General features: G+C 65.7%; 20 protein-coding genes and 1 pseudogene. 7 read left to right on the forward strand and 14 right to left on the reverse strand.

What is annotated here, in order from left to right:
* Positions 1-53: 53 nt before the first annotated feature.
* From ACFYOW_RS27725 to ACFYOW_RS27735, 3 genes and pseudogenes are all read right to left on the reverse strand, one after another.
* A pseudogene (locus ACFYOW_RS27725) lies at positions 54-1,199 on the reverse strand (glycosyltransferase family 4 protein); the annotation flags it as partial.
* The gene (locus ACFYOW_RS27730; protein ID WP_387293216.1) at positions 1,196-2,272 is read right to left on the reverse strand and encodes a glycosyltransferase family 4 protein; all 1,077 of its coding nucleotides are present in this window, start codon (positions 2,270-2,272) and stop codon (positions 1,196-1,198) included. The pseudogene ACFYOW_RS27725 and the gene ACFYOW_RS27730, both read right to left, overlap by 4 nt.
* Positions 2,273-2,444: 172 nt before the next feature.
* On the reverse strand, positions 2,445-4,253 hold the full coding sequence (locus tag ACFYOW_RS27735; protein ID WP_387292701.1) for an FAD-dependent oxidoreductase: 1,809 nt from the start codon (positions 4,251-4,253) through the stop codon (positions 2,445-2,447).
* A 75-nt stretch (positions 4,254-4,328) separates the two neighbouring features.
* Between ACFYOW_RS27735 and ACFYOW_RS27740 the strand changes: the two genes are divergently transcribed.
* The 4 genes from ACFYOW_RS27740 (at position 4,329) to trpB (ending at position 8,688) form a co-directional block, all read left to right on the forward strand.
* Positions 4,329-4,988, forward strand: coding sequence for a TetR/AcrR family transcriptional regulator (locus ACFYOW_RS27740; protein WP_387292703.1), 660 nt, complete (start codon positions 4,329-4,331; stop codon positions 4,986-4,988).
* 115 nt (positions 4,989-5,103) lie between these two features.
* Entirely contained in the window at positions 5,104-6,456 is a 1,353-nt protein-coding gene (locus ACFYOW_RS27745; protein WP_387292705.1) for a polysaccharide pyruvyl transferase family protein, read from the forward strand.
* 11 nt (positions 6,457-6,467) lie between these two features.
* Positions 6,468-7,298, forward strand: coding sequence for a glycosyltransferase family 2 protein (locus tag ACFYOW_RS27750; RefSeq protein ID WP_387293218.1), 831 nt, complete (start codon positions 6,468-6,470; stop codon positions 7,296-7,298).
* Between the two features lie 154 nt (positions 7,299-7,452).
* On the forward strand, positions 7,453-8,688 hold the full coding sequence (gene trpB, locus ACFYOW_RS27755) for a tryptophan synthase subunit beta (protein WP_387292707.1): 1,236 nt from the start codon (positions 7,453-7,455) through the stop codon (positions 8,686-8,688).
* Between the two features lie 73 nt (positions 8,689-8,761).
* Here trpB and ACFYOW_RS27760 read toward each other — a convergent pair whose 3' ends face one another.
* The 5 genes from ACFYOW_RS27760 to ACFYOW_RS27780 all read right to left on the reverse strand — a co-directional run bounded on the left by ACFYOW_RS27760 (position 8,762) and on the right by ACFYOW_RS27780 (position 16,958).
* A complete protein-coding gene (locus ACFYOW_RS27760) occupies positions 8,762-12,979 on the reverse strand; it encodes a type I polyketide synthase (protein ID WP_387292709.1) in 4,218 nt (1,405 codons plus the stop codon).
* Positions 12,976-13,245: an acyl carrier protein gene (locus tag ACFYOW_RS27765; RefSeq protein WP_387292711.1), complete on the reverse strand. Its 270-nt coding sequence runs from the start codon at positions 13,243-13,245 to the stop codon at positions 12,976-12,978. Before ACFYOW_RS27765 ends, ACFYOW_RS27760 begins: the two co-directional genes overlap by 4 nt.
* A gap of 14 nt (positions 13,246-13,259) precedes the next feature.
* Positions 13,260-14,927, reverse strand: a complete 1,668-nt coding sequence (locus ACFYOW_RS27770; RefSeq protein ID WP_387292713.1) for a fatty acyl-AMP ligase — start codon at positions 14,925-14,927, stop codon at positions 13,260-13,262.
* 184 nt (positions 14,928-15,111) lie between these two features.
* Positions 15,112-15,747: an MspA family porin gene (locus ACFYOW_RS27775; protein ID WP_387292715.1), complete on the reverse strand. Its 636-nt coding sequence runs from the start codon at positions 15,745-15,747 to the stop codon at positions 15,112-15,114.
* Positions 15,748-15,848: 101 nt separating this feature from the next.
* Positions 15,849-16,958 carry a class I SAM-dependent methyltransferase gene (locus ACFYOW_RS27780; RefSeq protein ID WP_387292717.1) on the reverse strand — a complete coding sequence of 370 codons (1,110 nt, stop codon included), beginning with the start codon at positions 16,956-16,958 and terminating at the stop codon, positions 15,849-15,851.
* A 14-nt stretch (positions 16,959-16,972) separates the two neighbouring features.
* Between ACFYOW_RS27780 and rfbC the strand changes: the two genes are divergently transcribed.
* Positions 16,973-17,530 (forward strand): dTDP-4-dehydrorhamnose 3,5-epimerase, encoded by a 558-nt coding sequence (gene rfbC / locus ACFYOW_RS27785; RefSeq protein WP_387292719.1) that lies wholly within the window; start codon positions 16,973-16,975, stop codon positions 17,528-17,530.
* Positions 17,531-17,592: 62 nt separating this feature from the next.
* On the opposite strand, the gene ACFYOW_RS27790 is transcribed toward rfbC, so the two are convergent.
* Genes ACFYOW_RS27790 through ACFYOW_RS27805 form a run of 4 tightly spaced genes read right to left on the reverse strand, consistent with a single transcriptional unit; the run spans position 17,593 to position 21,357 of the window.
* Positions 17,593-18,630, reverse strand: coding sequence for an NAD-dependent epimerase/dehydratase family protein (locus ACFYOW_RS27790; RefSeq protein ID WP_387292721.1), 1,038 nt, complete (start codon positions 18,628-18,630; stop codon positions 17,593-17,595).
* 35 nt (positions 18,631-18,665) lie between these two features.
* Positions 18,666-19,316 carry a PIG-L deacetylase family protein gene (locus ACFYOW_RS27795; RefSeq protein ID WP_387292723.1) on the reverse strand — a complete coding sequence of 217 codons (651 nt, stop codon included), beginning with the start codon at positions 19,314-19,316 and terminating at the stop codon, positions 18,666-18,668.
* Positions 19,313-20,092: a glucose-1-phosphate cytidylyltransferase gene (locus ACFYOW_RS27800; protein ID WP_387292725.1), complete on the reverse strand. Its 780-nt coding sequence runs from the start codon at positions 20,090-20,092 to the stop codon at positions 19,313-19,315. Before ACFYOW_RS27800 ends, ACFYOW_RS27795 begins: the two co-directional genes overlap by 4 nt.
* Positions 20,089-21,357, reverse strand: a complete 1,269-nt coding sequence (locus ACFYOW_RS27805; RefSeq protein ID WP_387292727.1) for a methyltransferase domain-containing protein — start codon at positions 21,355-21,357, stop codon at positions 20,089-20,091. Before ACFYOW_RS27805 ends, ACFYOW_RS27800 begins: the two co-directional genes overlap by 4 nt.
* 489 nt (positions 21,358-21,846) lie before the next feature.
* Here ACFYOW_RS27805 and ACFYOW_RS27810 point away from each other — a divergent pair, with 489 nt between their 5' ends.
* A complete protein-coding gene (locus ACFYOW_RS27810) occupies positions 21,847-23,361 on the forward strand; it encodes a sugar transferase (RefSeq protein WP_387292729.1) in 1,515 nt (504 codons plus the stop codon).
* Positions 23,362-23,364: 3 nt separating this feature from the next.
* On the opposite strand, the gene ACFYOW_RS27815 is transcribed toward ACFYOW_RS27810, so the two are convergent.
* Positions 23,365-24,027: a heme oxygenase (biliverdin-producing) gene (locus ACFYOW_RS27815; protein WP_387292731.1), complete on the reverse strand. Its 663-nt coding sequence runs from the start codon at positions 24,025-24,027 to the stop codon at positions 23,365-23,367.
* A gap of 94 nt (positions 24,028-24,121) precedes the next feature.
* Positions 24,122-25,573 (reverse strand): threonine/serine exporter ThrE family protein, encoded by a 1,452-nt coding sequence (locus tag ACFYOW_RS27820; protein WP_387293220.1) that lies wholly within the window; start codon positions 25,571-25,573, stop codon positions 24,122-24,124.
* Positions 25,574-25,812: 239 nt separating this feature from the next.
* On the opposite strand from ACFYOW_RS27820, the gene ACFYOW_RS27825 reads away from it, so the two are divergent.
* Entirely contained in the window at positions 25,813-26,667 is an 855-nt protein-coding gene (locus ACFYOW_RS27825) for a TIGR03619 family F420-dependent LLM class oxidoreductase (RefSeq protein WP_387293222.1), read from the forward strand.
* Positions 26,668-26,693 lie beyond the last annotated feature (26 nt).

The following is a 26,693-nucleotide window of genomic DNA, read 5'->3' on the forward strand; positions in this document are numbered from 1 at the left end:
GAGCGTGACCACCTGGGGCCCCGGGAGCGCCGCCAATTAGATAGAGCGTCGTTGCGTTGGGTTATGGAATTCAGGAAGGCGGCGACGGTGTGTGCCGACGTTTCGATGTCGAAATCCCTGGCGCGGGTGCGGGCGGCCGTGGCCAGGCGGGTGCGCAGCGCCGGATCGGCGACGAGGGTGTCGAGCGCGGTGGTGAGTTGTCGCTGATCGCCGCCGTCCACGAGCAGTCCGTTGACGCCGGGTTCGACGATCTCGGCAGGGCCGCCCGGCCCGGAAGCGATCACCGCGCAGCCCGCGTGCATGCCCTCGACCACGACCTGTCCGAATGGTTCGGGAAGTACCGAGGAGTGCACGAGGATATCGGCATTGCGCAGATAGCCTCCGGGATCGTCGACATGACCGGTGAAGGTGACCGGCAGCCCGAATTCCTGTGCCATGCACGCCAATTCGGCCTGGTAGGGCTCCTCGTCGAAGAAAGTGCCACCGATCAGAAAGATCTGTCGCGGTTGCACTTTCATCGCCGTGATGGCGCGCAGCAGCACGTGCTGACCCTTCCACGGCGTCAGCCTGCCGACGGCGACGAGGACCGTTTCGGTGGGGCCACGCTGCGCGGCGCGCTCGATATCCTCGGCGAGTTCCACACCCGGATAGGCCACCACCGCCGGACGACGGCCGATCCGCAAGGTGCGCAAGGTGGTTCGGCTGTTGGCAAGATAACCATGTGCCACGAGTCGGCCGAGCAGTTGGATCACCACCGTCGGCAGTCGGCCGAAATAGTCGACCGAAATTCGATCGTGTACCTGCCACACCAGCGGAATTCCCGCTCGTCGGGTCGCGACCGCACCCATCACCAAAGCCTTGGTGCTCTCGGCGATCAGTACATCGGCACCCAGTTCGCGCGCGGTCGCACCCAGCGTCCAGCCCAATCGCAGCAGGGTGATGAATCCGGCGACCAGCCGCACCGGCCCGGAACCGATGGTCATGGCACGGCTGTCGAAAGCGCCACGCACGACGCGGGTCTCGACCCCGCGCGCCCGCATGCGTTCGACCATCGGGCCGTCCTCCGTATAGATCTGGGCGACATCGATGAGCCCCGACTCGCGCAGCGCGGCAAGCAACCGCAGCGTCGCCAGTTCCGCGCCCGACGGCGCCGCGGTATGCGCGAGAAAGAGGGCCTTGGTCGTCCTCGATGGGGTCATCGCCTTAATTCCTGATACATCGTGAGATGACGCTCCGCTGTGACATCCCACGAGAAAGTTTCCGCGTGCGCGCGACATTGTTCGGGCGTCGGCAGTGTGCCGTTCAGTGCGGCCACGATCCGCGCGCCCAGTGCCTCGGCCGCCCCGGCAGGCACGATCAGCGAAGTATCCAGTCCGCGTACCGAATCCGGCAGTCCGCCACAGTCGGTGACGATCGGGGCACGACCCGAGGCGAGGGATTCCAGGGCGATCAGTCCGAATCCCTCCAGCGCCGTGGTCGGGACAACGGTGAGTGCGGCCCGTTCATAGAGTTCGGTGAGTTGTCGGTCGTCGACACTGCCCGCGAAGGTGATCGAATCGCCCAGCCCGGCACCTGCGGCCTGGGCGCGCAATTCGCCCTCGGCGGTCCCGGTTCCGACGAGGACGAGTCGAGCATCCCGATGTTCGGCGACCACGCCCGGCCAACAGCGCAATAGCGTATCGATGCCCATCCGGCGTTCGAGTCTGCGCACACACAGCACGGTCCGGTGGGTACCGGTCGGTATCGGTGAGGCTCGATATCGGGTCAGATCTACACCGGGCGGGATGACCCGGATCCGGTCGGCCGAGACGCGGTAGTCATCGCTGAGTACTTCACGAAAGTGATTGGACAGCACCACGAATCGGTCCGCACCCGCATAGCGGATCCGCTCGAACAGATACTTCGTCCGTGCACCGATCTCGCTCTGTCCGGTGAGGCGGCTCTCGGCGGCCCACGGTCCATGGAAGTGGACGACCAGCGGCACCCGCCCGCCTCGCGCGAAGGCCGCCGGACCATACAGCGCGAAGTGCCGATCGAGGATATCCGCGCGGCCCAATTCGGCCCGCTCCAGAAATGCGGAGCGGGCCCGGGTGATGGTCGAACCGCCGGTTCGTCCCCACGACCGAGCGCCGGGCGGATCATCGGCGCCGGTCGTACCGAATGCCGACGCCGAAACCTGTACGCCCGGTTGCCGTGCGAGTGCGTGGAATAGTTCGGTGAAATAGCGATTCAGTCCGCCCGGTGCTGCCGAGAACCATTCGGAACCCGTCATATGCACGCGCAATGTCCCGGTCGCTGCCGTCATCGCGGCCCCCTACTTGTGGCGATGATGGGGCGAGCCCGCTATCTGAACTCGCTTCCCGCGCAACAGTCTAGGGGAGTTCGCTGGTTCCGGCGGGTTGAGATCAACTGCCGACCAGGGCGAATGACCAGTCCGCTGTCGGTCAGTCCAGATCGAACAGATTGGGCTGACCGGCCTTATAACGAGCGGCATCCACTTGCCGGAACGGTTCGAAAGCGGGAATCGAATCGCGAGTGAATAGTTGGGCGCGGGCGGCGGGGGAGCCGGATGCGTCCAGGAGTGCGTTCACGGCGGTGCGGCCCGCCTCGTTCGCGCCCTCCATCGTCGCCAGATCGAAGTTGGTCCGCACATAGTCGGCGGCCAGGAACAGGTTCGGGATCTGCGTGTGCGCGGTCGGGCGATCCGCCCACGATCCGATCGTATTCACGAGCAGCGGTTCATCATTCGTATTGTGTCCGTCCGCCCACTCGATGCCCGGATCGAGCATCCACTCGCGGACGATGCCGTCCTTCAGTTGGATTCGGCCGTCGTCGTTGAGCGCGGCGGTCATTTGCGCCCAGGTCTCCTGGTAGATCTCGTCGCGTGTGCATTCCTTGGCGGTCTTGCCGAACAGGATGCCCGGGGTATCCCAGTCGGCGATATCGATGGTGAGGCCGTCGACGATCGATCCATCACCGTACTTCGCGGCGTAGTCGACATTCCAGAAAGCGCGCTGGGTATAGGAGGTCAGCCGCCACGGTGCGTCGAGATAGATGTTGTATCCCTTGCCGAGGTCCAGCTTTTCGGTGACGAACATCTGCATGCCGTTCATCCAGTCGACGGTCAGCGCATCCATTCGGCCGAGCGCCGGATCCAGCTCGCGGATTGCCGGTGACCACAGTAGACGGGCCCGATCGGTCGGTACCGCGCAGACATACCAATCCGCGTCGAACACCTCGGTGCCGCCATTCGGGCGCCGGATGCGCGCACCGCCGATGCGGCCGTCGGTCACCACGAATTCCTCGAGCGCGTGGCCGGGCCGGAATTGCACGCCCATGCCCTCCAGCAGCGAAATCCACGGATCGAGCCAGGCCTCGTTGGTGGGTCCGTTGAGCACCTCGTAGACCTTCGGGCCGCCGGTCAGTTCCTGCAGCAGTGCGGTGAAGAAGCCCTCCATCATGTTGCCCATGGTCCTGGTGCTGGCCACATACTCCTTGGCGGCCACCAGAGCTCGGGTCAGACCGGTCGCGGCGAGTGCCTGGAACTGCGCGGATCTGGTTGCCGCGCCGACATAATCCCACCAGCTGACATGTTCCCACTGACCGAAGCGACGCTCCTCGCTCGAGGTCAGATAGGTAACGACTCGCCCGGCCATATACATGGCCTCCGGCAGCGGAACGAAATTGTTCTTCATGAACACCTCGACCAGGACGCGTTGCAGCCCTTCGGGTGTGAGCGCCTGTGCGGGATCGAAATAGAATCCGAACATCAGCGGGAAGCCGTCGGGCAGATTGCCCGCGCGCGGATAGCGCGGATCGCTCACCGAGAATGGAATCAGATTGTCGTACACCGACTTTCGGGTGCCCGGTAGCGGAATGCGCCGCATTGTGTCGTGCACGTGGTGATAGAACGAGGTGAATCCGCGCGCGCCGTGTTCACCGGGTAGCGGCGCGCGGCCGCCGACCCCGGTGCCCGGCAGCGGAATCGTGCGGGATTTGCCGCCGAGTTCCTTGCGATCGAAAACCGTTACCGCAAAACCGCGTTCGGCCAGTTCATGCGCCGCGGTCAGGCCGCCGATGCCCGCGCCGAGCACCGCGACGGTATTGCGCGCCGGGCCGTTTCGGCGTCGCGGCCTCGGCTGGGCCGTTGCGATTCCGGTCGATGTCGCCAACCCCGCGGTCCCCGCCACCGCGGCCGTGCCGCGCAGCAGTGAGCGTCTGCTGATCTGGTTTTCCCGATGCTGAAGTGTCACTGCAGGCCCCTAAATCTGACTATTTCGATCGTCATATTTATCAGATCGCGGGTCTGCATGGGAGACAATGCGAAGATGACGATGCAGCGACGCCCGGTGCGGACCTACGGCGGTATCGGCGCGGAGGATCGAGTCGCGGCGCGGCGCGGCAAACTCCTGGAAGCCGGGCTGGAGCTGTTCGGCACGCGCGGATATTCGGCGACCGGCGTCAAGGACCTGTGCCGTGCGGCCGGATTGACCGACCGGTACTTCTACGAATCATTCACCGGCACAAAGGAGCTGTTCGCCGCCGTCTTCGACCATGTCATCGACGAGTTGTTCGCGGCCGTGGTCGCGGCGGTCGAGGCGACCGAGTCGCGCGGGACGCGCAAGCTGCGGGCCGGGATCGGCACGTATCTCACCGCATTGGCCGAGGATCCGCGCAAACTGCGCATCGTATTCGTCGAACCCACCGCGGCCGGTGCCGAATGTCGGATGCGCGAAGCGCTGTGGCGCTTCGCCCGATTGGTCGCGGCCACGGCCACCGAGGCGCGGCCGGATGTGCAGCCGCCCGCGAAGATCATCGATATCTTCGCGCTGTCGGTGGTCGGGATGCTGGAGCGAGTGATCGTGGAGAAGCAGGGCGGTCGGTTGGACGTGCCGATGGACCATCTCATCGACTATTGCGCGGTCTTCGCCGGCGCCTCCTTGCGTGCGGTCTACAGCGGCCAGATCGCCGAGCGGACAACGGATTAGCCAGCTGGCCCACATCGATCGAGTGGGGTAGATTTCACATCGAGTTCGTGCCGGGCGCGGACCGACCCGCGGGGGACCAGCGGGAGGGACTAGGACAGTGGGGACCAAGGGGTCTGTGGCTGAGCACATCGATGTCGCCGAACGTGAGATCCGAGTGCTCGTCGAGAACGGCGAGTACTGGCTGCGCAATCGCGGCGATATCGCGATGATGGTGGTCACCGTCGAGCGGATCCGCGCGCATTGGCCGCGGGCGCGCATCGGTGTGCTGACCCATCAGCCCGGCGTACTACAGGGGCTGGTGCCGGAGGCCGAGCCGATCTGCGGGCCCGATTGGCGCTGGGGATCCGACGGCTGGCAAGGAGTGCTATCGCGTGCCGCGGGCACGAAAGTGGTTGGCCCGGCGGCATTGTGGTGGCGGGCGAGCACGGACGGACCGAAGGATCGGCTGCGCGCCATCCGCACCCGCGGTCGCGGCGAGTCCGATGATGCCGCGACGAATCCGGTAGCACCGGAACTCGAATTCCCGGTGGAGATTCCGGCGGCGGTCGAACAGGCCTCGCTGGTACTCGCGATCGGCGGCGGCTATCTGACCGATGTCGACCGTTATCAGGCGCACCGCACCCTGAACCTGCTCGAATACGCGTCCGCGCGCGGCATTCCGACGGCGCTGATCGGTCAGGGCATGGGACCGATGCGCGACCCCTATCTGGTCCATCGGGCCGAGGAGGTGCTGCCGAAGGTCGATTTCGTCGCGCTGCGCGAAGGGCGGCGCGGCCCGGAGTTGCTCGATAAATTCGGCGTCGAGTCGGATCGGGTGCTAGTCACCGGTGACGATGCGGTCGAATTCGCCTATCGCAGTCGCGATGCCAGGATCGGCACCGAGATCGGCGTCTGTCTGCGTGTCGCAGACTATGCGCAGGTCAGCCTCGAAGCCCAGGGGATCGTCGGTCAGGTGGTGCGCACCCGCGCCGCGGAGTTGGATGCCGGGCTGGTGCCGCTGATCATCTCCGAATACGCCTCAGAGGACCGGCTTTCGACGTTGCCGCTGCTGGCCGGGGCGGACAAGGCGCTGCCGCCGGTCGGTCGCGGCGGTACCCCGGTGGATGTCGCCCGGCAGGTCGGGCGGTGTCGTGTATTGGTGACCAGCGCCTATCATCTGGCGGTCTTCGCGCTGTCCCAGGGGATTCCGGCGGTCGGTATCACCGCATCGGAGTATTACGACGACAAATTCCACGGGCTGGCGCAGATGTTCGGGACCGGACTGCGTGTGGTGCATCTGAACGATCCCGAACTGGAACAGGAATTGACCCTGGCGCTGGACGAGCTGTGGGACGATGCAGCTGCGCTCCGGGATCCACTGCAACAGCGGGCCGTCGAACAGATCGATGCGGGCCGGAGTGGCTTGGCACGAGTATTCGGATTGGTGGAAAACGGACCGGTTCGGCCGGTCCCACGATCAGGGGGATAGCTGTGGTGACGATGCTGTCGGTCTGCGTTCCGGCCTACAACTCCGGCCGGACGCTCGCCACAACCCTGCGATCGATCCTCGATCAGGATGCGGAATTCGAACTGGTCGTCCTGGACAATGCGAGTACCGACGATACGTCGGAGGTCGCGACATCGTTCGACGATCCACGAATCCGATTACTGCGCAACGACACCGTGCTGGCCATTGGCGACAACTGGGACAAGGCGATCCGAGCCTGCGCCGGGAAACTCATCAAGGTCGTCTGCGCCGACGATGTACTGCGTCCCGCTGCGATCACCACCCAACTCGAGGTGATGACCGATCCGTCGATCGCCATTTCCTCCAGCCGTTTCGAGGTGATCGATGAGGCGGGGGAGGTGCTGGAGACCGAACTCGGATTGGCAGGGCTGCTCGGCAGACAGACCCCACGTGCCTTGGCGCGCACCATCGTGCGCCGCGGCCCCGCCGACTTCGGACCGACAGCGGCGGCCATGTTCTACCGCGAGCACTACGACCGCGTCGGCGGTTTGCGTGGTGACCTGGTCTTTCCCATGGATGTCGACCTGTTCGCGCGGGTCTCGTCCTTCGGCGCCTTCTTCGGGATGACCGAAATCCTGGCCGCCTGGCGCAATTCGTCGTTCAACCTGTGCAGCCAGACCTCCACGGTCAGCAAATTGACCGACATGTATCGCTTCCATCACCGCATCGCCAACGACTACCCCGAGCTGGTCCACCGCGGCGATGTGCTGGCCGGTGATGCCCGCCTGGCCAAGGCGGCATTGCACCGCCTGCGGGTGCGCACGGTAGCCACGGTCCGCAATCGCCCGGATTTGCTGGTCTGACACATGAACTGGCAGTTTCGCCGGGCCGCCGATGTGGTGAATCCCGATTCGGCAAACTAAAGAGTCTGTTAACTAATCCGTTGCGGGCGCGCGCACTGCGGCGAGTCGAAGTAGACAGGTTGCTGGGGACTCGCGGCAGGAAGCGTTGGTGTGGATGGTTATTGATCATGTGTCTCGGGGCGCGCTGCTATCGAGCACACTTCCGGACGCGCGCGGGCGGTTCGGTGAGTTCGGCGGCCGGTATGTTCCCGAAGGTCTGATGGCGGCGCTGTTGGAATTGGAACAGACGTATGCGCTGGCGCGGGCCGACGCCGGATTCCGCGACGAACTCCGCGAATTGCTGCGCACCCGGGTCGGCCGTCCCACGCTGTTGCATCAGGTGCCGCGCTTCGCCGAGTTGCTCGCGGTGCCTGGCGTGCGGGTCTATCTGAAACGCGAGGATATGACCCATACCGGTGCGCACAAGATCAATAACGCACTGGGCCAGGGATTGCTGGCCAAGCGGATGGGCAAGACCCGGATCATCGCCGAGACCGGCGCCGGTCAGCACGGAGTCGCGGTGGCAACCGTCTGCGCGATGCTCGGCATGACGTGCGTCATCTATATGGGCGCCCACGATATGCATCGCCAGGCCTCCAATGTCATGCGGATGACGCTGCTCGGCGCCGAGGTGCGTCCGGTGGAGACCGGCAGCCGCAGACTCAAGGAGGCCATCAGCGAATCGGTCCGCGATTGGGTGTCGAACCTCGACACCACGCACTACCTGTTCGGCACCTCGGCCGGGCCGGCACCGTATCCAATGATCGTGCGCGATCTGCAAACCGTCATCGGCCGCGAGACCCGACTGCAGATCCTGAAATCCGAAGGCCGACTACCGGATTACCTCGTCGCGTGTGTCGGCGGCGGCAGCAATGCCATCGGCCTGTTCCACCCCTTCATCGATGAACCGGACGTTCGGTTGATCGGTGTCGAGGCCGCTGGCCTCGGCGTCGAAACCGGGGTTCACGCCGCCACCCTCAGCGCGGGCAGTCCCGGCGAAATGGACGGCGCCTACAGCTATCTGCTGCAGGACGACGACGGACAGGTCACGCCGACGCACAGCATTGCCGCGGGCCTCGACTATCCGGGCGTCGGCCCGGAACTCAGCTACCTCAAGGACATCGGTCGCGTCACCTACCGCACCGCCACCGACGCCGTGGCCCTGCGCGGCCTGCACGCCCTCACTCGCACCGAAGGCATCATTCCCGCCCTTGAATCCGCCCACGCCGTCGGGTATGTCCTCGAACTGGCCGAACGCGGTGACCTGCCCGCCGACTCGATCGTGGTACTCGGCCTCTCCGGACGCGGCGATAAGGATCTCGCCATCGCGGCGGAGCGACCGGCCGGATAGGCGATCCGGATACCGAGCCCGACCTGCTCGATCAGGCATTGGCGCAGCGGCCGTGCGCGGGCGACGATACCGCTCAGACAGCCGACCGAAGTAGGGCCAGCTCCTCGGCCAGGATCTTCACCGTGTCGCGAATCTGGTCCTCGGTGTGGCATGCGGTGACGAAGAAGCGCAGGCGGGCAAGGTTTTCCGGGACTGCCGGATACAGAATCGGGTTGACGTTGATGCCGCGGCGGAGCAGCGCGTTCGACAGTGTCAGCGTCTGCATCGAGTCGCCGATGATGCAGGGGATGATCGGTGTGTCCCCGCTGTCACCGGTGTCGATACCCGCGTCGCGAGCCAGGCGCAGGAACAGTTGTGCGTTGTGCCGCAGGCGATCCAGCGGTGTGCGGTCGGTGCGCAGCTGCCGGATCGCCGCCGCCGATGCGGCCGCGTTCATCGGGGTCATGCCGACGCTGTAGACGAATCCCGGTGTGGTGTATTTGAGGAAGCGGATCAGCTCGGCGCTGCCCGCCACATAACCACCGCAACCGGCTAGCGCCTTCGACATGGTGCCCGACCACAATTCGACATCGCCGCGATCTACGCCGAAGTATTCGCCGATCCCGCCGCCGCAGGCGCCGAGCACCCCGATGCTGTGCGCCTCGTCGATCATCAACAGCGCCTGGTGCTTCCGCTTGACCTCGATGATCGCGGGCAGATCCGGAATATCGCCGTCCTGGCTGTAGACGCCCTCGATCAGGATCAGCACACGGCGGTACTGGTGCCGGATTTCGGTGAGCAGTTGGTCGAGTGCCGCATGGTCGTTGTGCGGGAACGGCCGCCGCGTCGCACCGGAGAGTTTGCAACCCTGGAGGATGCTGTCGTGCGCGAGGCTGTCGTGGATCACCAGATCCTCCGGCCCGACAATGTGCCCGATGATCGTGACGTTGGTCGAATGGCCACCGACGAGTGCGATCGCGTCCTCGGTGCCGAGCAACCCGGCTAGTTCGGCCTCCAGTTCGCGGTGCACCGGCTTCTCGCCGGAGAGCACGCGGCTGGCCGAACACGAACTGCCGTAGCGGGCGACCGAATCCTGAACTGCCGTCACGACCGCCGGATGACCGGACAGGCCCAGGTAGTTGTAGCTGGAGAAGTTGAGCACCGGTGCGCCGTCGATCACCGAGGTTTCCCGGGTGACGCCGTCGTTGATCAGGAAGTACGGATTCGACAGCCCGAGTGCCTCGCCGCCGGAGAGCCGATCGGCGATCGCCCGCACCTCGGCGAAGTCGGAGATCCGATACTCCGGCGTGACGGTGACGCGCTCGGGTTCCGGCGCGGCGGGTGCGGGCGCACCAATGACCTGATCCGCGACATAGCCGATGACATCACCCAGTGTCGTCGCCGCCGTGAACCAGCTCGGATCGATGGTCAGTCCGGGAAGTTTGCGGACGAGTCCGCCGAACAGGTCGGTGAGCATGATCGAATCGAGTCCGAGGCCGTCGGTGATCGTCCGGTCGTCCCGCAATAGGTCTGCCGGGAAGCCGCTGATCCGGGCCACCTCCGCGCGCACGATGCCGGCGATCGCCTCCGGGCTGACCGCCGACCGCTCGGTGTCCGGTGTCCGGATCTCGGTGGATCCCGTCGCGACACTGGCCAATACGGCGGCCTGCTCGCGGAAGAGTGCGATCAATTGATCCATAGTGGTTGTTGCCTCAGAAGTTGTGGAAGTCGTTGTGTGGGTGGGAGGTCCGACCCAGAATCGGTGTTCGGTCGAGAACTCGTAGGTCGGCAGGCGGCGACGGACTCGTTGCGCCGATGCGTAGAGTCGATCCCAATCGGGGGTGAAACCGTCGCGGTACAGCGCGGCAAGGGTCTGCGCGAATTCGGCGCCGGTCGCACCCGGTCCGGGGCTGGGCGCGAGGCAGTGCGCCGCCGGTTCGGGCCGAATCCGGCCGACCAGCGCCGCCAGCACCTTTCGCGGGCCGACCTCGATGATATGGCTGGGCTCGGTGCCTAGTGCCGCCGCCACAGCGTCGGCGAATCGGACGGTGGCACCGACGTGTTCGGTCCAGTACGCGGCGTCCATGAGTTCGGAAGCATCGAGCAGGCGGCCGCGCACGGTCGAATAGACGGGAATATTCGCTGCACGATAGACGCAATCCCGGGCGATGGCCTCGAACTCCGCCAGCATCGGCTCCATCAGCGGGCTGTGGAACGCATGGGAAACATTGAGCGCCTTCGTGATCACCGCACGCGCGTCGAGTGCCGCGCGAATCCGCTCGATCGCCACGGCCGGACCCGAGAGCACGAGATCTGCCGCACCATTGACGGCGGCGACCGCAACCAAGGGTTCCTCGGCGAGCAGATCGGCCACCCTGTCCTCGGCCGCGCGTACCGCGAGCATCGCGCCGCCCGTCGGCAACTGCTGCATCAGCCGTCCGCGCGCGACCACGAGCCGACACGCGTCGTCGAGGTCGAAAACTCCCGCGACGGCCGCGGCCGCGAATTCGCCGATGCTGTGCCCGATGAGCCATGCCGGCCGCACGCCCGCGTCGGCGAGTGACCGGGCGAGTGCGTATTCCATCGCGAAGATGGCGGGTTGTGCGAGGTCGGTGCGGTCGATATCGGTGCTCTCATCGAGCAGCAGGTCGTGCACCGAGCGACCCAGGTGGTCGATCATGCAATCGTCGACCGCCCACAGGGCGTGCTGGAACAACGGGTTCGCCGCATCCAATGCCCGTGCCATACCGGCGAATTGCGAGCCCTGACCGGTGAACATCCATCCGGTGCGGACCGTTTGTGCCACACCGATTTCGGGTTCGCCCCGCAGGCGTGCGATAGCGTCGCCACGATCGGTCGCGACAACCGCCATTCGAGTGCGCCCGGAAGATTTGACCTGGTTACTGGTCCAGCACAGCTGCGCGAACCGATCCTCCGGTACCGTCGCCAACGCATCGGCGAGTCGAAGTGCGTTGTGCCGCAGTCCTTCCTGATCATTCGACGACAGCGTGAGTACGCCACCACCGGACGCCGGCGGAGCGTGCTTCGCGGGTGCGCTCGCTAGCACGATGTGCGCATTCGTGCCGCCGATCCCGAAGCTGCTGACTCCGCCGAGTGCCGGTCGGTGCAGCGGCATCGGTTCCGCGACCAGGCGCAGACCATGGTGACTCATCCGCAGCCGGGGGTTTTCCTGGTCGGCGAATCTCGTCGGCGCGACCACACCGTGGTGCAGACCGAGCGCCGCCTTGATCAGTCCCGCGACACCCGCAGCGCCCTCGGTGTGGCCGAGATTGCCCTTGATGGAACCGATGCCGCAGGGTTCGGCTCGGTTCACCCCGTGCAGTGCGCCGAGCGCCTTGACCTCGATCATGTCACCGAGAATCGTTCCGGTGCCGTGTGCTTCGATGAAGTCCACGTCCTCGGGTCGGACACCGGCCCGCTGATACGCCTCGGTGATCACCTGCTGCTGTGCCCACCGGTTCGGCGCGGTGATGCCGTTGCTGCGGCCGTCGGAGTTGACCGCGCTGCCCTTGATCACCGCGTACACCGGCAGCCCCTCGGCCACCGCATCGGCCAGACGCCGCAGCACGAGCACGGCGACGCCCTCACCGCGCACGATCCCATCGGCGTTGCCGCTGAACGGTTTACAGCGGGCATCGGGCGCGGACAGGCCCGCCTGGGTGTAGAACACACCGACGGCCGGGGTGAGGACGAGGTTCACGCCACCGGCGACCGCCTGATCGCATTCGCCGGAAGCCAGTGCACCACAGGCGAGATGGATCGCGACCAGCGATGACGAACAGGCGGTATCGACCGCGATACTCGGACCGCGGAGATCGAGTTGATAGGACAGCCGGTTCGCGGTCATGAAATACCCGTTGCCCGAACCGTGCTGCGGCGTGATCGCGGAGTAATCGCTCATCTGCAGGTTCGCCCACTCGTTGGCCATCACACCAACGAAAACCCCGGTGCGCGAACCGGACTGGGCCCGCGGATCGAGTGTGGCGTCCTCGAAGGCGCGCCAGGTCGCCTGCAGCAGCAGGCGCTGTTGCGGATCCATCGCCTCGGCCTCGCGCGGCGCGATACCGAAGAATTCGTGGTCGAATGCGTCCGCGTCTTCGATGAATCCGCCGCTACGGGTATTGATGGTGCCGGGTGCACCGGCGGGGTCGTGGAAGTCGTCGGCGTGCCAGCGGTTCGCGGGCACCTCTGAGATGGCGTCGCGTCCGTCGAGCAGCATCTGCCACAGCGCATTGGGATCCGGTGCCTGCGGAAATCGGCAATCCAGGCCGACGATGGCGATATCCGTCATGCGACTTCGGCGAGTTCGGTGGTCAGAAATTCGGCGATATCGGTGATGGTGGGGTAGTCGAAAACCATGGTCGGGTCGAGATCGAGCTCCCAGCGGTCCTCGATCTCGCCGCACAGACTCACCGCGGAAACGGAGTCGAGGCCGAGTTCGGCGAGCGGGACCGCCGGATCCACCTGGTGCGGGGCGCGGTTGGTGTAGTCGGCGATGCGGGTCACGAGCCAGCCCTCGATCGTGGTCGGGCGGGCAAAGGTATTGGTGGTGAACAAGTTCGACTCCTGATTCAGACGGTCAGTGCTCGGTTGAGTGCCGGTTCGAGATCCTCGTGCAGTACGCCCTCGATGCGGTGCTGGAGGAAGGCATCGCGCATCGAGCCGCGCTGCACCTTGCCGCTGGTGGTGCGATGTACCGCTCGGCGCTCTACCAGAACGACATTCGGCGCGGGCACATCGAAACTGCGGGCTACGGCGACCTTGATCGAGGAGGTCAGCTCGGCGAGCGTCGAGCCACCGAGCCGTGCGGGCTGCACGCCCTGCACCACGACCATTCGCTCCCGTCCGCCCGCGTCCACGGCGACGGCCACACCGGTACTGTCGGCGAGCGCGGGATGCAGCTCTTGCACCAGTTCTTCGACATCCTGGGGATAGACATTGCGGCCGTTCATGATCAGCAGGTCCTTGCGGCGACCCGTGACGAACAACTCGTTATCGCGCAGCAGACCGAGGTCACCGGTGCGCAGGAATGGTCCCTCGGTGCCGATATGGGCGTCGAAGATGTCCACGGTTTCGGCGGGACGGTTCCAATAGCCTGCGGCGACACTGTCACCACGGATCCAGATTTCACCGACCGTGCTGTCCGGCAACTGCTCTCGCGTGTCCGGGTCGACGATGCGGATATCGAGACCGCGGGCAGGTGAACCGCAGCCGACGATCCGGGCGCCGTTTTCGGAGTCCAGGTAGACCGGCGCCGCATCGACCGCTCCTACGCTGGCAAGCAACGTCACTTCGGCAAGGCCGTAGGCGGGCAGGAATGCCGTGGGCCGCAGACCGGCCGGCGCGAACCGCTCGAGCACCGCCGCCACGGTCCGCTCACGGACCGGTTCGGCCCCGCACAGCGCGATCGTCAGGGTGCTGAGATCGAGTTCGGCCAACTGCTCGTCGCTGACCCGCCGGAGGATCAGGTCGTACGCGAAATTCGGTGCGGCAGTGATGGTTGCCCGGTATTTGTCGATGGCCTGCAACCAGCGGACCGGACGCTTCAGGAAGGTCGTCGGCGCCATGAATACGAGATTCCCGCCGCCGTAGACCACCGCGAGCAGCAGGCCGATCAGCCCCATATCGTGGAAATGGGGGATCCAGCTGACGGCGGTCGTCGAGTCATCCAGTCCGATCGCCATGATGGCGGTCTCGTTGTGCATGAGGTTGCCGTGCGTCACGACGACACCCTTCGGTGTGCCCGTCGAACCCGATGTGTACTGCAGGAAGGCGATCGTTGCGGAATCGATGTCGGGCATGCGCCAGGCGTCCGGGTCGCCGAGCGGATCGTCGGTGGCGACGACGGTCGCGGTCGTGGCCGCAGCGACCAGCGGTCGCACATCGGCGCTGGTGAGCACCAGCTGGGCACCGGAGTCCGCGATTATGCCGCGCACCCGCTGCGCGCTGCTCTCGTAGTGCGGCAGCGGCGCCGGCACGGCCACGACACCGGCGTACAAACAACCGAGAAAAGCCCGTAGAAAAGCCATGCCGTCCTGATAGAGCAGCACGACCGGATGCGCGGCTTCTCGACGTGTCGCCAACCAAGCGGCCACGGCCCTGGCATCGCGATCGAGTTCGCGGTAGGTGACGATCTCCTCGGCGAACTCGCGACCGACCTCACGCAGATAGGTGTAGGACCTCGTATCCCCGTATTCGCATACCTGCCGACGGACCTGGTGGACGTAGCTCGGCTGCATAGGGGGGATTCCTCCGAGAGATCGGGAACGGGAACACGAACAACTTTCCGGTGTCCGCGCCCCGTGGAACAGAGACCTCAGGGATCGCCCAGCAAACCCGAGGGTGGGCAATTCTCACCCCAGGGTGCCCACACAGCAGTGTGGCGCCCGATGACCGGACGCCACACTGCTGAGCACTGCCGACTCAGATGGTCCAGAGCCTGCCGTAGGTGTACACCGCATCACCGTTGGCGCTGATCACCCGCACAAACGGGCGAATGGTCGTCTGACCGAGCACGCCGGTGACGGTGCCGTGGAAGCCGGACATCCGGATGAAGCCCTCCGAGCCGGAGACGTCGCCGCCCGTGCATTCGAAGGTCTGGATGCCGGGCCCGAAACCCACCTCGAGCTCGACGCCCGCGCGCGGGATCAGTCCGTTGAGCTTGAGCGCCGAGCCGTCGGCGCCACCGAGATCGAGACCGAGGTCCGGCGTGTACCACTGGAACCGGATCCGGCCGTTTACCGTGGCCGGATATCCGACCTGGTATCCGACCGTGATGTGGCCCGACCAGTCCTGGGCGTTCGGTCCAGAGATGCGGTAGGAGGCCTCCCCGTTGTGGAACCACTCGCGGGTCAGCGGATTGCCGTCCAGCGCTGGAACGAAATCGATCCGGGTATCGGATTGAATCGCCTCGACCGTCCGATCCTGCCGATCGACGATCTGACTGGTGCTATCGATCGCCGCGGATGCGGCGCCGGTGGTAAAGGCCAGACCCGAAGCCGTTGCCGAGGCCAGTATGAACGCGCGCAGACTCCGGCTACGGAGTGTGTTCTCCCTCATCAGTATTTCCCCTCAGGTTTCCCAATAACAGATGTCTCTACAGCAAAACGCGCAACGCCGATGCCGATCCCGCTACGACGTAGCGAACTCTCGGCATATGGTCACCGCCCTTCCGACGGACCGGCCGGATCGTCGACGACCCAGCGGCCGTCGAGTTCGGGAAACCTGGCACGGACCTCCGCGAGCAGATCGCGCAATGTCAGCAGCACGAAATCCGGTCGGGCGGAGACGAGTTCGGCGGGGGAGATGATCGGTATATCGGTGCCCGGCATCCGGCGGCCCTGTTTGGCTGGTGAGGCATCGGCGACCGCGGCGATCAGTCCGCGGTGCACGCCGGCAATGCTGAAGAGCGCGACCGCGCGCGATGCCGCCCCGTAGGCGTACACCCGTCTGCGGCGCGCCGCCATCGCCTCGAGCCAACGGCGCAGGAGCCGGGCATGCTCGTCGGTCGTGCGCTGAAGGCCCTGTAGCGCAACGAGATCGGTGTATCCGGCTTCCGCGGCGCGAATCGCGCGCACGGATTCGTCCGGTTCGACCGTGCCGTGCACCGCGCCGATCAGGACGGTGCCGCCGTACAGATCGAACTCCCACGCCCTTGCCACACTCATCCCGGCGGCCTCGAGCAATCGGTGCAGTGCGCCGAGCGAATAGTACGCGAAATGCCCGTGCCGCAATGCATTCCACTGACCTGCCGCGACAATGGTGGCCAGCGAGTGGTACTGGAGCAGCAGCAGACCCGTCGGGGCGGTCGCCGCGGCCCGCTGCGCGAAGGCGGCACGCTGATCCGGCTCGTGCATGATGCCGAAGCAGTCGAGCACCACATCGGCGACCCCGTCGACGGATTCGAACCCGCGTCCGGCGAGCAATGGCAGCCAGGTACCGCCGTGCGGACTGCCGAATTCGCGCGCGGTCCGCCCGCGCAACAGACCGGCGCGCGCCACCCGTGCCACCGCGTCAGCGGCCTGATCGCGCAGCGCCTGCGGTTCGATACCGCGCGGCTCCGCGGTGCGGGTGTCGTCATCGGCCAGTTGCGCCAGCCCGCAGGCACCGCAGACATCCATGCGCAGCGGATGCGCGATCTCGGTGGTTTCGATCGCACTGCCCGCGAGCGGAAAGTGGTCGGCGGCAGGAACTTTACCGAGATCGAGCACCGGAGTGAGTTCGGAACTCGAGCAGCCGCGGCAACCGCGACCCGGGACCGTCCCGTTCATGACACGATGGCCTGGTGCGTATCGAACACACCGATCTCGCCGATGTCCTGGTGCTCGTGCCCGAACCCTTCCGGGACGACCGCGGCCTGTTCACCCGCACCTTCGATGCCACGGAGTTCGACGCCTACCTCGGCGTACCCGGTACGGCGGCCGCCTTCGTGCAGGATTCGCAATCCCGTTCGGCACGCGGAGTCATCCGGGGCATGCACGGACGCTCCAGGCGCGGAGAGGCGAAGCTGGTGCGCTGCGCGCACGGCGCGGTGCACGACGTGCTCGTCGATATCCGGCCGGAGTCGCCGAGTTTCGGGCGGCAGCAGGCATTTCGACTCGACGACACCGAATTCCGGCATCTCTACGTGCCGCCGGGCTTCCTGCACGGCTTCCAGGCGCTGACCGCGGCCGCCGATGTCTGCTATCGGATCGACCGTCCGCACGATCCAGCCGAGGATATCGGCGTCGCCTACGACGATCCGGAGCTGGCCATCGCCTGGCCGCTGCCGGTCACCGTGGTCTCGGCCCGCGACCGAGCTGCCGGTAGTTGGCGCCAGCTGCTCACGACTCTGCCTCGCTGACGCTCGGCTCCGTCCGTGCGCAGCATGCGCGCTGTGCCCATGGTTCACTCGCTGACGTTCGCTCACGAAACTTGCCGTGCCGCGGTGATCCGGCGCATCGACGCGTCCAGCACCCCGGTCTCCCGCAATTTCTCCAGATGTGGCAACCGGGTGAACCGGCGGAAGAAATCGTCACTGGTCAGTCCCCTGGCGGTGTATTCGCGATACAGCTGCTCGGCCCCGGCGGCCACCGTCCAGGTGGCGCGATAGCCGAGAACCGAACGGGCGGCGGAGAAGTCGACGCGATAGGACCTCGGGTCCGCGCCGCTCTCGCCGGTGATGGACAGCCGGGCGCCCGGCACTGCCGTCACCACGGCCTCGGCGATTTCGGCAACCGTGAGATTGTTCGCCTCGGTGCCGATATTGAACGCCCGGCAGTCGATCGCCGCGCGCGGCGCGGTCAGGCAGGTAGCGAAGGCCTTGGCGATATCGTCGGCATGCACCAGCGGCCGCCACGGTGTCCCGTCCGAGAGCACCTTGACCTCGCCGGTGAGCACCGCGTACCCGACCAGATTATTGAGCACGATATCCGCGCGCAGCCGCGGCGAGAAGCCGAATGCTGTTGCGTTGCGCAGGAATACCGGTGTGAAGCCAGCGTCCGCCAGTGCCGCGACATCGTCCTCGACCCGCACCTTGCTCTCGGCATAGGGCGTGATCGGACGCAGCGGGGCGTCCTCGGTGACCAGATCCTCGCCCGCCGCGCCGTACACCGAACAGGTCGATGCGTATAGAAACCGCCGCACCCCAGCCTCTTTCGCGAGCCGGGCCAGCCGCACCGACGCGTGATGATTGATCGCGTAGGTGATTTCGGGATCGAGCGCCCCGAGCGGATCGTTGGACAGCGCCGCGAGATGGATCACCGCATCGAATCCGGTGAGCTGATCGACGGTCACATCGCGCAGGTCGACCGCGAGACCGGGCGGATCGCCGGGCAGTCGGCCGAGGACGCAATCGGCGAAGAATCCGGCATCGAGCCCGACTACCTCGTGGCCCGCGGCGCGCAGCACCGGTGCCATGACCGTGCCGAGATAACCCTGATGTCCGGTAAGTAGTACACGCATGCCTGTGTCTTCGGCAGTCAATTGAGCTCCAATAGTCATGACAGACCCAAATCGACGACGACCTTGTCGACAACGAATGCTTCGGCATGCCGATCCCGGCATTGCACCCCACGCAGCCGGGACAGACCGGTGAACGACTGCTCGTCGAACCAGTCCCGCCCAACTTGAGAAGGGTAGTGCTTCTGGAGCAGCCGCGCCTTTTCCTCGGCGCATTCCGTTGATATCGGCACGAATACGGTCGGGGTCGGCGTATCGGTCTCCCACTTCAGAATTTCGTAGCCGAGCACCAGATGGTCCCGGAATTCGGTGGGTACCAGTTCGGCGAGGAGCCGATGATCCTGATGTGCGTCGCCGCGCTGCGTTGCGAAGACCAGGTCCGGTTCGATGCTCGCGCGGAAGGTGGCCAGCGCCTGCTTGATTCGGTCCCAGTGCGCGGGTGCTCGGCCGTCGGGCAGGTCGAGCACCGTCACGCGCAGATCCGCGTTCGGACAAAACGCGGCCAGCGCGGCCCGCTCCTCGTCCTCGCGCACCGTGCCCGCACCGGTGAGCACCAGTGCGCGCACCCGCAGCCCGGAATGCTTGCGCGCCATCGTGAGCAGCGTCGCGCCCATGCCGATCGCGATGTCATCGCAGTGTGCGCCGAGTACCGCGATCTCGGTCAGTGACCCGGTGGTCAGCGCGATCATGCGAACTGTTTCTCCCAGACCATCCACGGGCGGATGCCGGATCGGTATGCCGCGTCGAGTTCGGCGCGTTCCTTGAAGGTGTCGGCGGGCTTCCAGAAGCCCAGATGCTGATAGCCGTAGAGCCGGCCCTGTCCGGCCAGCCTGCCGCAGGCGTCGGCCACCAGATCACCGCCGGGCGGCAGCAGATCCAGTACCTCGTGGCGGAGTACGAAGTATCCGCCGTTCTCCCACAGCGGCATCGACGAAACCGGCCGGATCTCCTTGACCTCGCCATTGGGCTTGATATCGACGCAGTGGAACGACTGCTGCGGCGGCACCACCATCATCGAGGCCGCCGCGCCGGAGGCGTCGAAGCGCTCGATCATCTCGTCGAGCGGTGCGTCGGTGAGCACGTCGGCATAGTTGGCCAGGAAAGTCTGCTCGCCCTCCAGATACGGGCGCACCCGGCGCAGCCGTTCGCCGATGGCCGAGTCGAGACCGGTGTCGACGAAGGTGATCGACCAGTCGCTGATATCGGTGCGCAGCAACTCCACCGAACCGTCGCGGATGACGAAGTCGTTGGAGACCGACTCCTGGTAGGTGAGGAAGAAGTTCTTGATGTGCTCGGCCCCGTAGCCGAGGCACAGAATGAAATCCTTGTGGCCGAAGTGCGCGTAATAGCGCATCACATGCCACAGCAGCGGCCGTGGACCGACCAGTTGCATCGGCTTGGGCAGCATGTCGGAGCCGTCGCGCATCCGCATCCCGTACCCGCCGCAGAACAGCACAACCTTCATCGCGCGTGCCTTCCCCTCGATTCAGCATTCTTCGTTTCCCCGAGCACGGCGCTGTGCAAAGTCGGTAGTGGATAGACCAGTTCGCCGCCCCACTCGGCGATATGGCTCAGTTGTGCGGTGATCTCGGCCTCGAGATTCCACGGCAGTACCAGCACCACATCGGGTCGATCGAGATCGATGCGTGCTGTCGGATAGATCGGGATCCGGGTGCCCGGGGTGAATCGCCCGTGCTTATAGGGATTTCGGTCGACCGTATAGCTCAGCAGGTCGGGTCGGATCCCGCAATAGTTGAGCAGAGTGTTGCCCTTGCCGGGCGCGCCGTACCCGACCACCCGCCTGCCCTGTGCACGCGCGTCGAGCAGGAACCGCAGCAGCTCCTGACGGACCTGCCGCGCGCTGGTCTCCAAGTGCCGGTAGCCCTCGGGGCGGTGCAGGCCTGCGGTCTGCTCACGGTGCAGCACCTCGCGCACCCGGCTGCTCGGTGCGTCCCCGACCGACTCCGGCCGGGCCCACAGCCGGATCGAACCACCGTGGGTGGCAAGCAGTTCGACATCCACCACGGCCAATCCGGCAGTGGCCAGTGCGCGCTGGGCCGAGAGCACCGTGTAGTACTGGAAATGTTCGTGATAGATGGTGTCGAACTGGCCGAGCTCGATCAGGTTCAGCGCGTGATGCACCTCGATCGAGAGCCAGCCGTCATCGGCGAGCAGTTCGCGCAGTGCGCGGGTGAATCCGCGCAGGTCGGGGATGTGGGCGTAGACATTGTTGGCGACGACCAGGTCCGCGGGCCCGTGCTGGGCGCGGATCCGCTTGGCGAATTCCTCGTCGAGGAAAGCGGTTTCGGTCGGCACGCCGAGTTTGCGCGCGGCCGCGCCGACATTCACCGAGGGTTCGATGCCAAGGCACGGGATGCCCGCGGCGACCACATGCCGCAGCAGGTACCCGTCGTTGCTGGCGACCTCGACCACGAACGAATCGGTCTCGAGGTCAAGCTTTTTGACAGCTTCGGAAACGAAGACTTCGGCATGCCGTACCCAACTATCGGAATACGAGGCGAAATACGCGTATTCGGTAAAGGTTTCCTCCGGCGTGATCAATGCGGGAATCTGCAACAGCAGGCAGTCCTCGCAGATCCGCAGATGTAGAGGATAGGTCGGCTCGGGAAGATCGAGTTCGTCCACCGCGAGAAATTTCTCGCACGGCGGTGTGGCGCCGAGGTCGAGCACACTCGACAAACGCTCGGAATCACAAAGTCGACAACGCATCCTGGCCCCCTGCCTCCTGCCGCGTGGATCGGCCCCGGCGAATTACCGGCATGCCGATGACGTCGGCGCGATCAAGTGAGACGTTACAGCGAATCGCTTGCTTACGGCTCATGGAATCGATTGTGTGGTAGCGGTTTTCGGACGATTCAGGGGTCGCTCCAACCATGGGCATCTGGTGGGCAAACAACGCTCTTGGTGGCGGAGCCCCCATCGTCACTTCCATCTGGTGTGGGCGCGGGTGCGCCACCTGCCGACTTTTCCCGGCGACGCATTTGTGTCAAGGGTCGAAAAACCGACCGTTCGAATGTTGGCTACTCCGTGGAATACCCTGCGGCGCTTTCTGTTCAGCGTGTGGAGTGGATTGTGTTCTGTAACAATCACCTTCTGACCGCCGACTGAAGGAACACCCGGGCGGTCGGATTGCGTCGAGGGGACCGGTCGACGGGGATCGGGGGCAACGAAAAACTCCCAGGGGGAGGTGTTTGTTCAATGAGCTACGAGCTCACCGACGATGACGACCTGGATCTCGCAGGCCCGTCACCGACCCTGCCGCGATCTGAGCGCGAACGTTGGCAGGCGGAGTATGTACGGCGCCTGGCCACAACGGATTTCGCGGTGATCGCCGTGGCCGTCGGCCTTGCACAACTGATCCGGTTCGGCGGCCCCGTCGCGCCGCCACTGGCCTGGCCCATGCCGTACGAGATCGGCTACACCGTTGTCTCGGTGTTGCTCGCGCTCACCTGGCTCGCTTTCCTCGCGGCATGCAATTCCCGGTCGCCACAGGTGGTGGGGTCCGGGTCCGAAGAGTATCGGCGGTTGGTTTCGGCCACGTTGCGACTGTTCGGGGCCTTGGCGATCATGTCGCTGATCTTCCAGATCGAGTTCGCGCGAGGCTATCTCGCGATCGCGCTGCCGCTGGGTCTGGTCGGACTGATGGTCAGCCGGTTGCTCCGGCGACTGCACACCAGACAGCGACGCAGGCGCGAGGGCGAATACCGCACCTCGGTACTCGTCGTCGGCTGGCCCGAGGCGGCGCAGGCGATGGCGACCGCCTTCTCCCGCGATCCGGATTCCGGTTATCAGGTTGTCGGCGTATGCATTCCGGATGGCGGCACCGACGCGACCGAGTATGCGATCCGGGCATCCGGAAAGTCCTTCTCGGTGGTCGGCGACGATCGCTCGGTGCTCGACGCGGTGCGCCGCAGTGGGGCAGATACCGTCGCGGTGACCGCGACCGATCACCTCGGACCCGTCGAATTGCGCCGGATGGCATGGGATCTCGATCCGCTCGGCATCGAGTTGATCGTCGCGCCCGGGGTCGTCGATATCGCGGGCACCCGGCAGACCAACCGGCAGGTCGCGGGCATGCCGATGCTGCACATCGCCAAACCGCAGTACGACCGTGCGAAGTCGACCGGTAAGGCGGTCTTCGATATGTGCTTCGCCGGCGCGGTGCTGTTCGCGATCCTGCCCGCGATGGTCGGCATCGCGATGCTGGTCAAGCTGACCAGTCCCGGTCCGGTTTTCTACCGCTCGGAACGAATTGGGCGCGGTGGCAAGCCTTTCCAGATGATCAAGTTCCGCAGCATGTACGTTGACGCCGATCGCAATGCCGCGGCGCTGATCGAGGCGAATGGCGGCAATCCGGTGTTCTTCAAGATGAAGGACGATCCGCGAATCACTCCGATCGGCAAGGTCATTCGCAAATTCAGCCTCGACGAGCTACCCCAGTTCCTCAATGTGGTGCGCGGCGAGATGAGCGTGGTCGGCCCGCGTCCGCAGGTGCAGCGCGAGGTCGACACCTACGACGGCAATATGCGGCGCAGGCTGCTGGTGAAGCCGGGCGTAACCGGTCTGTGGCAGGTGAGCGGACGCTCGGATCTATCGCTCGAGGATGCGGTGCGCCTTGACCTGTCCTATGTCGAGAACTGGTCGATGATCCTGGATCTGCTGTTGATCGCCAAGACGATCGGCGCGGTCGCGCGCGGGGAGGGTGCGTACTGAGACTCAGCTGGGGCGGCGGGCCGGGAATTCGGCGGCGAGTTCGGCGAATACCGCGGTATTCAGCGCGAAGGCCCGCTGTCCCTCGTCGAGCACCCGGCGGCGTTCGAGATCGTCGAGCGGCAATTGGTCGAGCAGACCGCGGTATTCGCGTTTGAAGGCCGCCGGATTGCCGAGCGCGTCGAAGACGTAGAAGCGGACACCGTCGCCGCGATGCGGGAGATTCCACAACTTCTCGGCGGTCCCCCGGATGACCTGGCCGCCCGACAGGTCACCGAGATAGCGGGTGTAGTGGTGCGCGATGTACCCGGCGGGCCACTCGCGGGCGCATTCGTCGATGCGGGCGGCGTAGGCGGCCGTGGCGGGCAGCGCTTCGAGGGCCGCGCGCCAGTCGGGGCCGATGAGGTGCGCGAGGTCGCGTTCCAGCTCCGCGGTCCTGGCCAGTTCGGTACGGATGAACGGACCCGCGATCGGATCATCGGCCAGGGCGTCCCAGCGGTCTTCCAAGGCGTGGTAGATGAACCAGAGTTGGGCGGTGTAGCGGTGGTAGGAGTCGATGCCGAGTTCGCCGCCGAGCATGTCACCGATGAACGAGGAGTTTTCCGCTTCCTCATGCTGCTGTGCGGTGGCGGTGCGGATCGCCGTGGAGAACGGGACCGTATCCGACATTTCTGAACCACCTCACTATCTGACGAGCGAGGGCATTGGGCACCCTAACTAATTCGAACAACCGTACCGGCTGACCCTGGCAGCCACCTGTGCATCATGATCGACGGCCGGATTCCCGGCGATGCGGATGTCGCGGCAGTCGGCGTATGCGCACGATGACCGGCCGGCGGATCGAGCCGAATCGGCTCAGGATGCGCGGCCTGCGCACGGTGCGGTCGAACCACTCGCCGAGGGTGACACCCGCGGCCAGCGCGCAACCGACGCCGACCGCGGCGAGCACCTGATTGGCTCCGATCAGCAGTTCGTCGTTGAGCAGCGCATAGAGCCCGCGATACACCTTCAGACCCGGCAGCAGCGGGGTGATGCCCGCGAGCGCGACGACCAGCGGGGGAGTCAGCGCTCGGCGCGCCATCAGACCACCGGCGAGACCGACCAGCGTCGCGGCGACCGCGGAGGAGATCACCGGACCGAAACCGAGATGCTGTACGAGCAGAAAACAGATGGTGCCCGCGGCACCGCCGAATGCGGCAGCGGCCAGCGCGCGACGCTCGGCGTAGCAGGCCAGTGCGAACGCCAGCGCGGCCACCGCTCCGGCCGCGATCTTGATCGGCAGATCGGTGATATCGCGACTGGAGGTCAGATAGACCGGCGGAATCGTGGCGCCGAGGATATCGCCGACCCGCAGTGCCATCGCGATGCCCGCGATAATGCCGCCGGTCATCATCATGACCTCGAGCATGCGGGCGGTCGCGGTGATCGGCGCGCCGGTTATCGCATCCTGCACCGCGCCGACCAGCTGCAATCCACTGAGCAGCACGGTGATTCCGGCGGCGATGACCAATGTCGGGTCGACATCGATATGCAGGGTTGCCGCCAGGGTTGCCAGCAGCAGCGCCGGTGTCGCCGCGACAGCGCCGCCCACCACATGCTGGAAGAAGAACGGCAGACCGTAGCGATTCAGGACGCGATTGACGCGGTCGATGGCCAGGGTGGTGCCGAAGCTGACCGCGGCGACGAGCCAGCCGCCGCCGAGCAACGCCGCGATCGATGCGGCGAGCAGCGACCAGCCGAAGGTGGCCACCCAGCGGTGGTACGGATGCGGCGCGGAGGTGATCGCGTCCAAGCGGGCACGCGCGTCACCGGGTGGGACGACCTCATTGCGGATGCGGCGGGTGAGCCGGTCGACCGCGGCGAGGCGGGTGAGGTCCAGTGAGCGGTATTTGACCACCCGCATGGTGCTGGCGGGCGGCAGCAGGGGACCGCGGTCGGCCCAGATCCTGATCGCGTCATAGGTGACGTCGATATCGCAGCGGGCCAGTCCGTAGGTGGCGGCGATGAAGCGCACCTGGGTCATCGTGTCGTTGACACCGGTACCCGAGGCGAGCACCACCTCGCCCACCCGCACGGCCAGATCGAGCACCTCGGCGACGCGCGCATCGTCGGTGAGATCGATCGGCTGCAGCGGCGTCGGCGCGGCGACGATGTGGTCGGCGGTAGCGGGACGGTCGGCGACCAGCAGGTCGACCGCCTGTTTGACGACCGGAATGCGGGGTGCGCGGAGGAAGCGCAGTCGCGGCCGCCTGGCCGCCTGGTCGCCCGGGGCGGTGTCGTCTCCTCCTGGAAATGTGTCCGGACCCATGAGCGCGACCGTAGTCAACCGAGGCCTTGGTTCGCATCCGTGGTGGTCCGAGGGACCATTCAGTGGCCAGACGGTTGTCCGGACACTTGGTCGGAGCCGAGAAAAGTGATAGAACTTGTTCTAATTTGCAGATGGGAGCGTGCACGGTGCGGTACGGAATTGTGTTGTTCACCAGTGACCGGGGCATCACGCCCGCCGATGCGGCCGCAGCCGCCGAACAAGCCGGATTCGACGCCTTCTACGTGCCCGAACACACCCACATCCCGGTGGTTCGGGCGGCGGCGCATCCGCGCACCGGGGATGCGAGCCTGCCCGATGATCGGTATCTGCGCACGCTGGACCCGTGGGTCGCGCTGGCCACCGCGGCGGCGGTGACCAGCCGGATCACGCTGTCCACCGCGGTGGCTCTGCCCGCCGAACACCATCCGATCACCCTGGCCAAAACCCTCGCCTCGCTGGATCATCTGTCCGGCGGCCGGGTCAGCCTCGGCGTGGGTTTCGGTTGGAATACCGACGAAATGGCGCATCACGGGGTGCCCGCGAACAAGCGCAGGACGGTATTGCGTGAACATCTGGATGCCATGCGCGCGTTGTGGTCGGAGGAGGAAGCCAGCTTCGCCGGGCAATTCGTGAATTTCGGGCCGAGTTGGTCCTGGCCCAAGCCGGTGCAGAAACGGATTCCGGTGATTCTCGGCGCGGCCGGCACCGAGCAGTCGTTCACCTGGCTGGCCAAGAATGCCGATGCCTGGCTCACCACCCCCACCGAGGACGGCCTCGGGGAGAAAATCGAACTGCTGCACCGGGTTTGGCGCGAACACGAGCGCGAGGGCAGCCCGGAGATCATCGCGCTGGCCGGACGTCATGATGCGGCGCAGCTCGCGCAGTGGGCCGAATTGGGCATCACCGAAGCGGTTTTCGGCCTGCCGGATCGCGATGCCGATGACGTGCGCGCATACCTGACCCGCCTTGCCGGAAAGCTCGGTCTCGAAGCAGCCCGCTGACACCAATATTTACCCACCCCGCCGGC

The organism is Nocardia sp. NPDC006982, assembly GCF_042869435.1.
Classification (GTDB): Bacteria; Actinomycetota; Actinomycetes; order Mycobacteriales; family Mycobacteriaceae; genus Nocardia.

Coding starts and splice junctions, on each gene's coding strand:
- ACFYOW_RS27730 (WP_387293216.1), bottom strand. CDS start 2,272: ATGACGGGTTCCGAATGGTTCTCGGCAGCACCGGGCGGACTGAATCGC.
- ACFYOW_RS27740 (WP_387292703.1), top strand. CDS start 4,329: ATGACGATGCAGCGACGCCCGGTGCGGACCTACGGCGGTATCGGCGCG.
- ACFYOW_RS27750 (WP_387293218.1), top strand. CDS start 6,468: ATGCTGTCGGTCTGCGTTCCGGCCTACAACTCCGGCCGGACGCTCGCC.
- trpB (WP_387292707.1), top strand. CDS start 7,453: ATGGTTATTGATCATGTGTCTCGGGGCGCGCTGCTATCGAGCACACTT.
- ACFYOW_RS27760 (WP_387292709.1), bottom strand. CDS start 12,979: ATGACGGATATCGCCATCGTCGGCCTGGATTGCCGATTTCCGCAGGCA.
- ACFYOW_RS27770 (WP_387292713.1), bottom strand. CDS start 14,927: ATGCAGCCGAGCTACGTCCACCAGGTCCGTCGGCAGGTATGCGAATAC.
- ACFYOW_RS27775 (WP_387292715.1), bottom strand. CDS start 15,747: ATGAGGGAGAACACACTCCGTAGCCGGAGTCTGCGCGCGTTCATACTG.
- ACFYOW_RS27780 (WP_387292717.1), bottom strand. CDS start 16,958: ATGAACGGGACGGTCCCGGGTCGCGGTTGCCGCGGCTGCTCGAGTTCC.
- ACFYOW_RS27790 (WP_387292721.1), bottom strand. CDS start 18,630: ATGCGTGTACTACTTACCGGACATCAGGGTTATCTCGGCACGGTCATG.
- ACFYOW_RS27795 (WP_387292723.1), bottom strand. CDS start 19,316: ATGATCGCGCTGACCACCGGGTCACTGACCGAGATCGCGGTACTCGGC.
- ACFYOW_RS27800 (WP_387292725.1), bottom strand. CDS start 20,092: ATGAAGGTTGTGCTGTTCTGCGGCGGGTACGGGATGCGGATGCGCGAC.
- ACFYOW_RS27805 (WP_387292727.1), bottom strand. CDS start 21,357: ATGCGTTGTCGACTTTGTGATTCCGAGCGTTTGTCGAGTGTGCTCGAC.
- ACFYOW_RS27810 (WP_387292729.1), top strand. CDS start 21,847: ATGAGCTACGAGCTCACCGACGATGACGACCTGGATCTCGCAGGCCCG.
- ACFYOW_RS27815 (WP_387292731.1), bottom strand. CDS start 24,027: ATGTCGGATACGGTCCCGTTCTCCACGGCGATCCGCACCGCCACCGCA.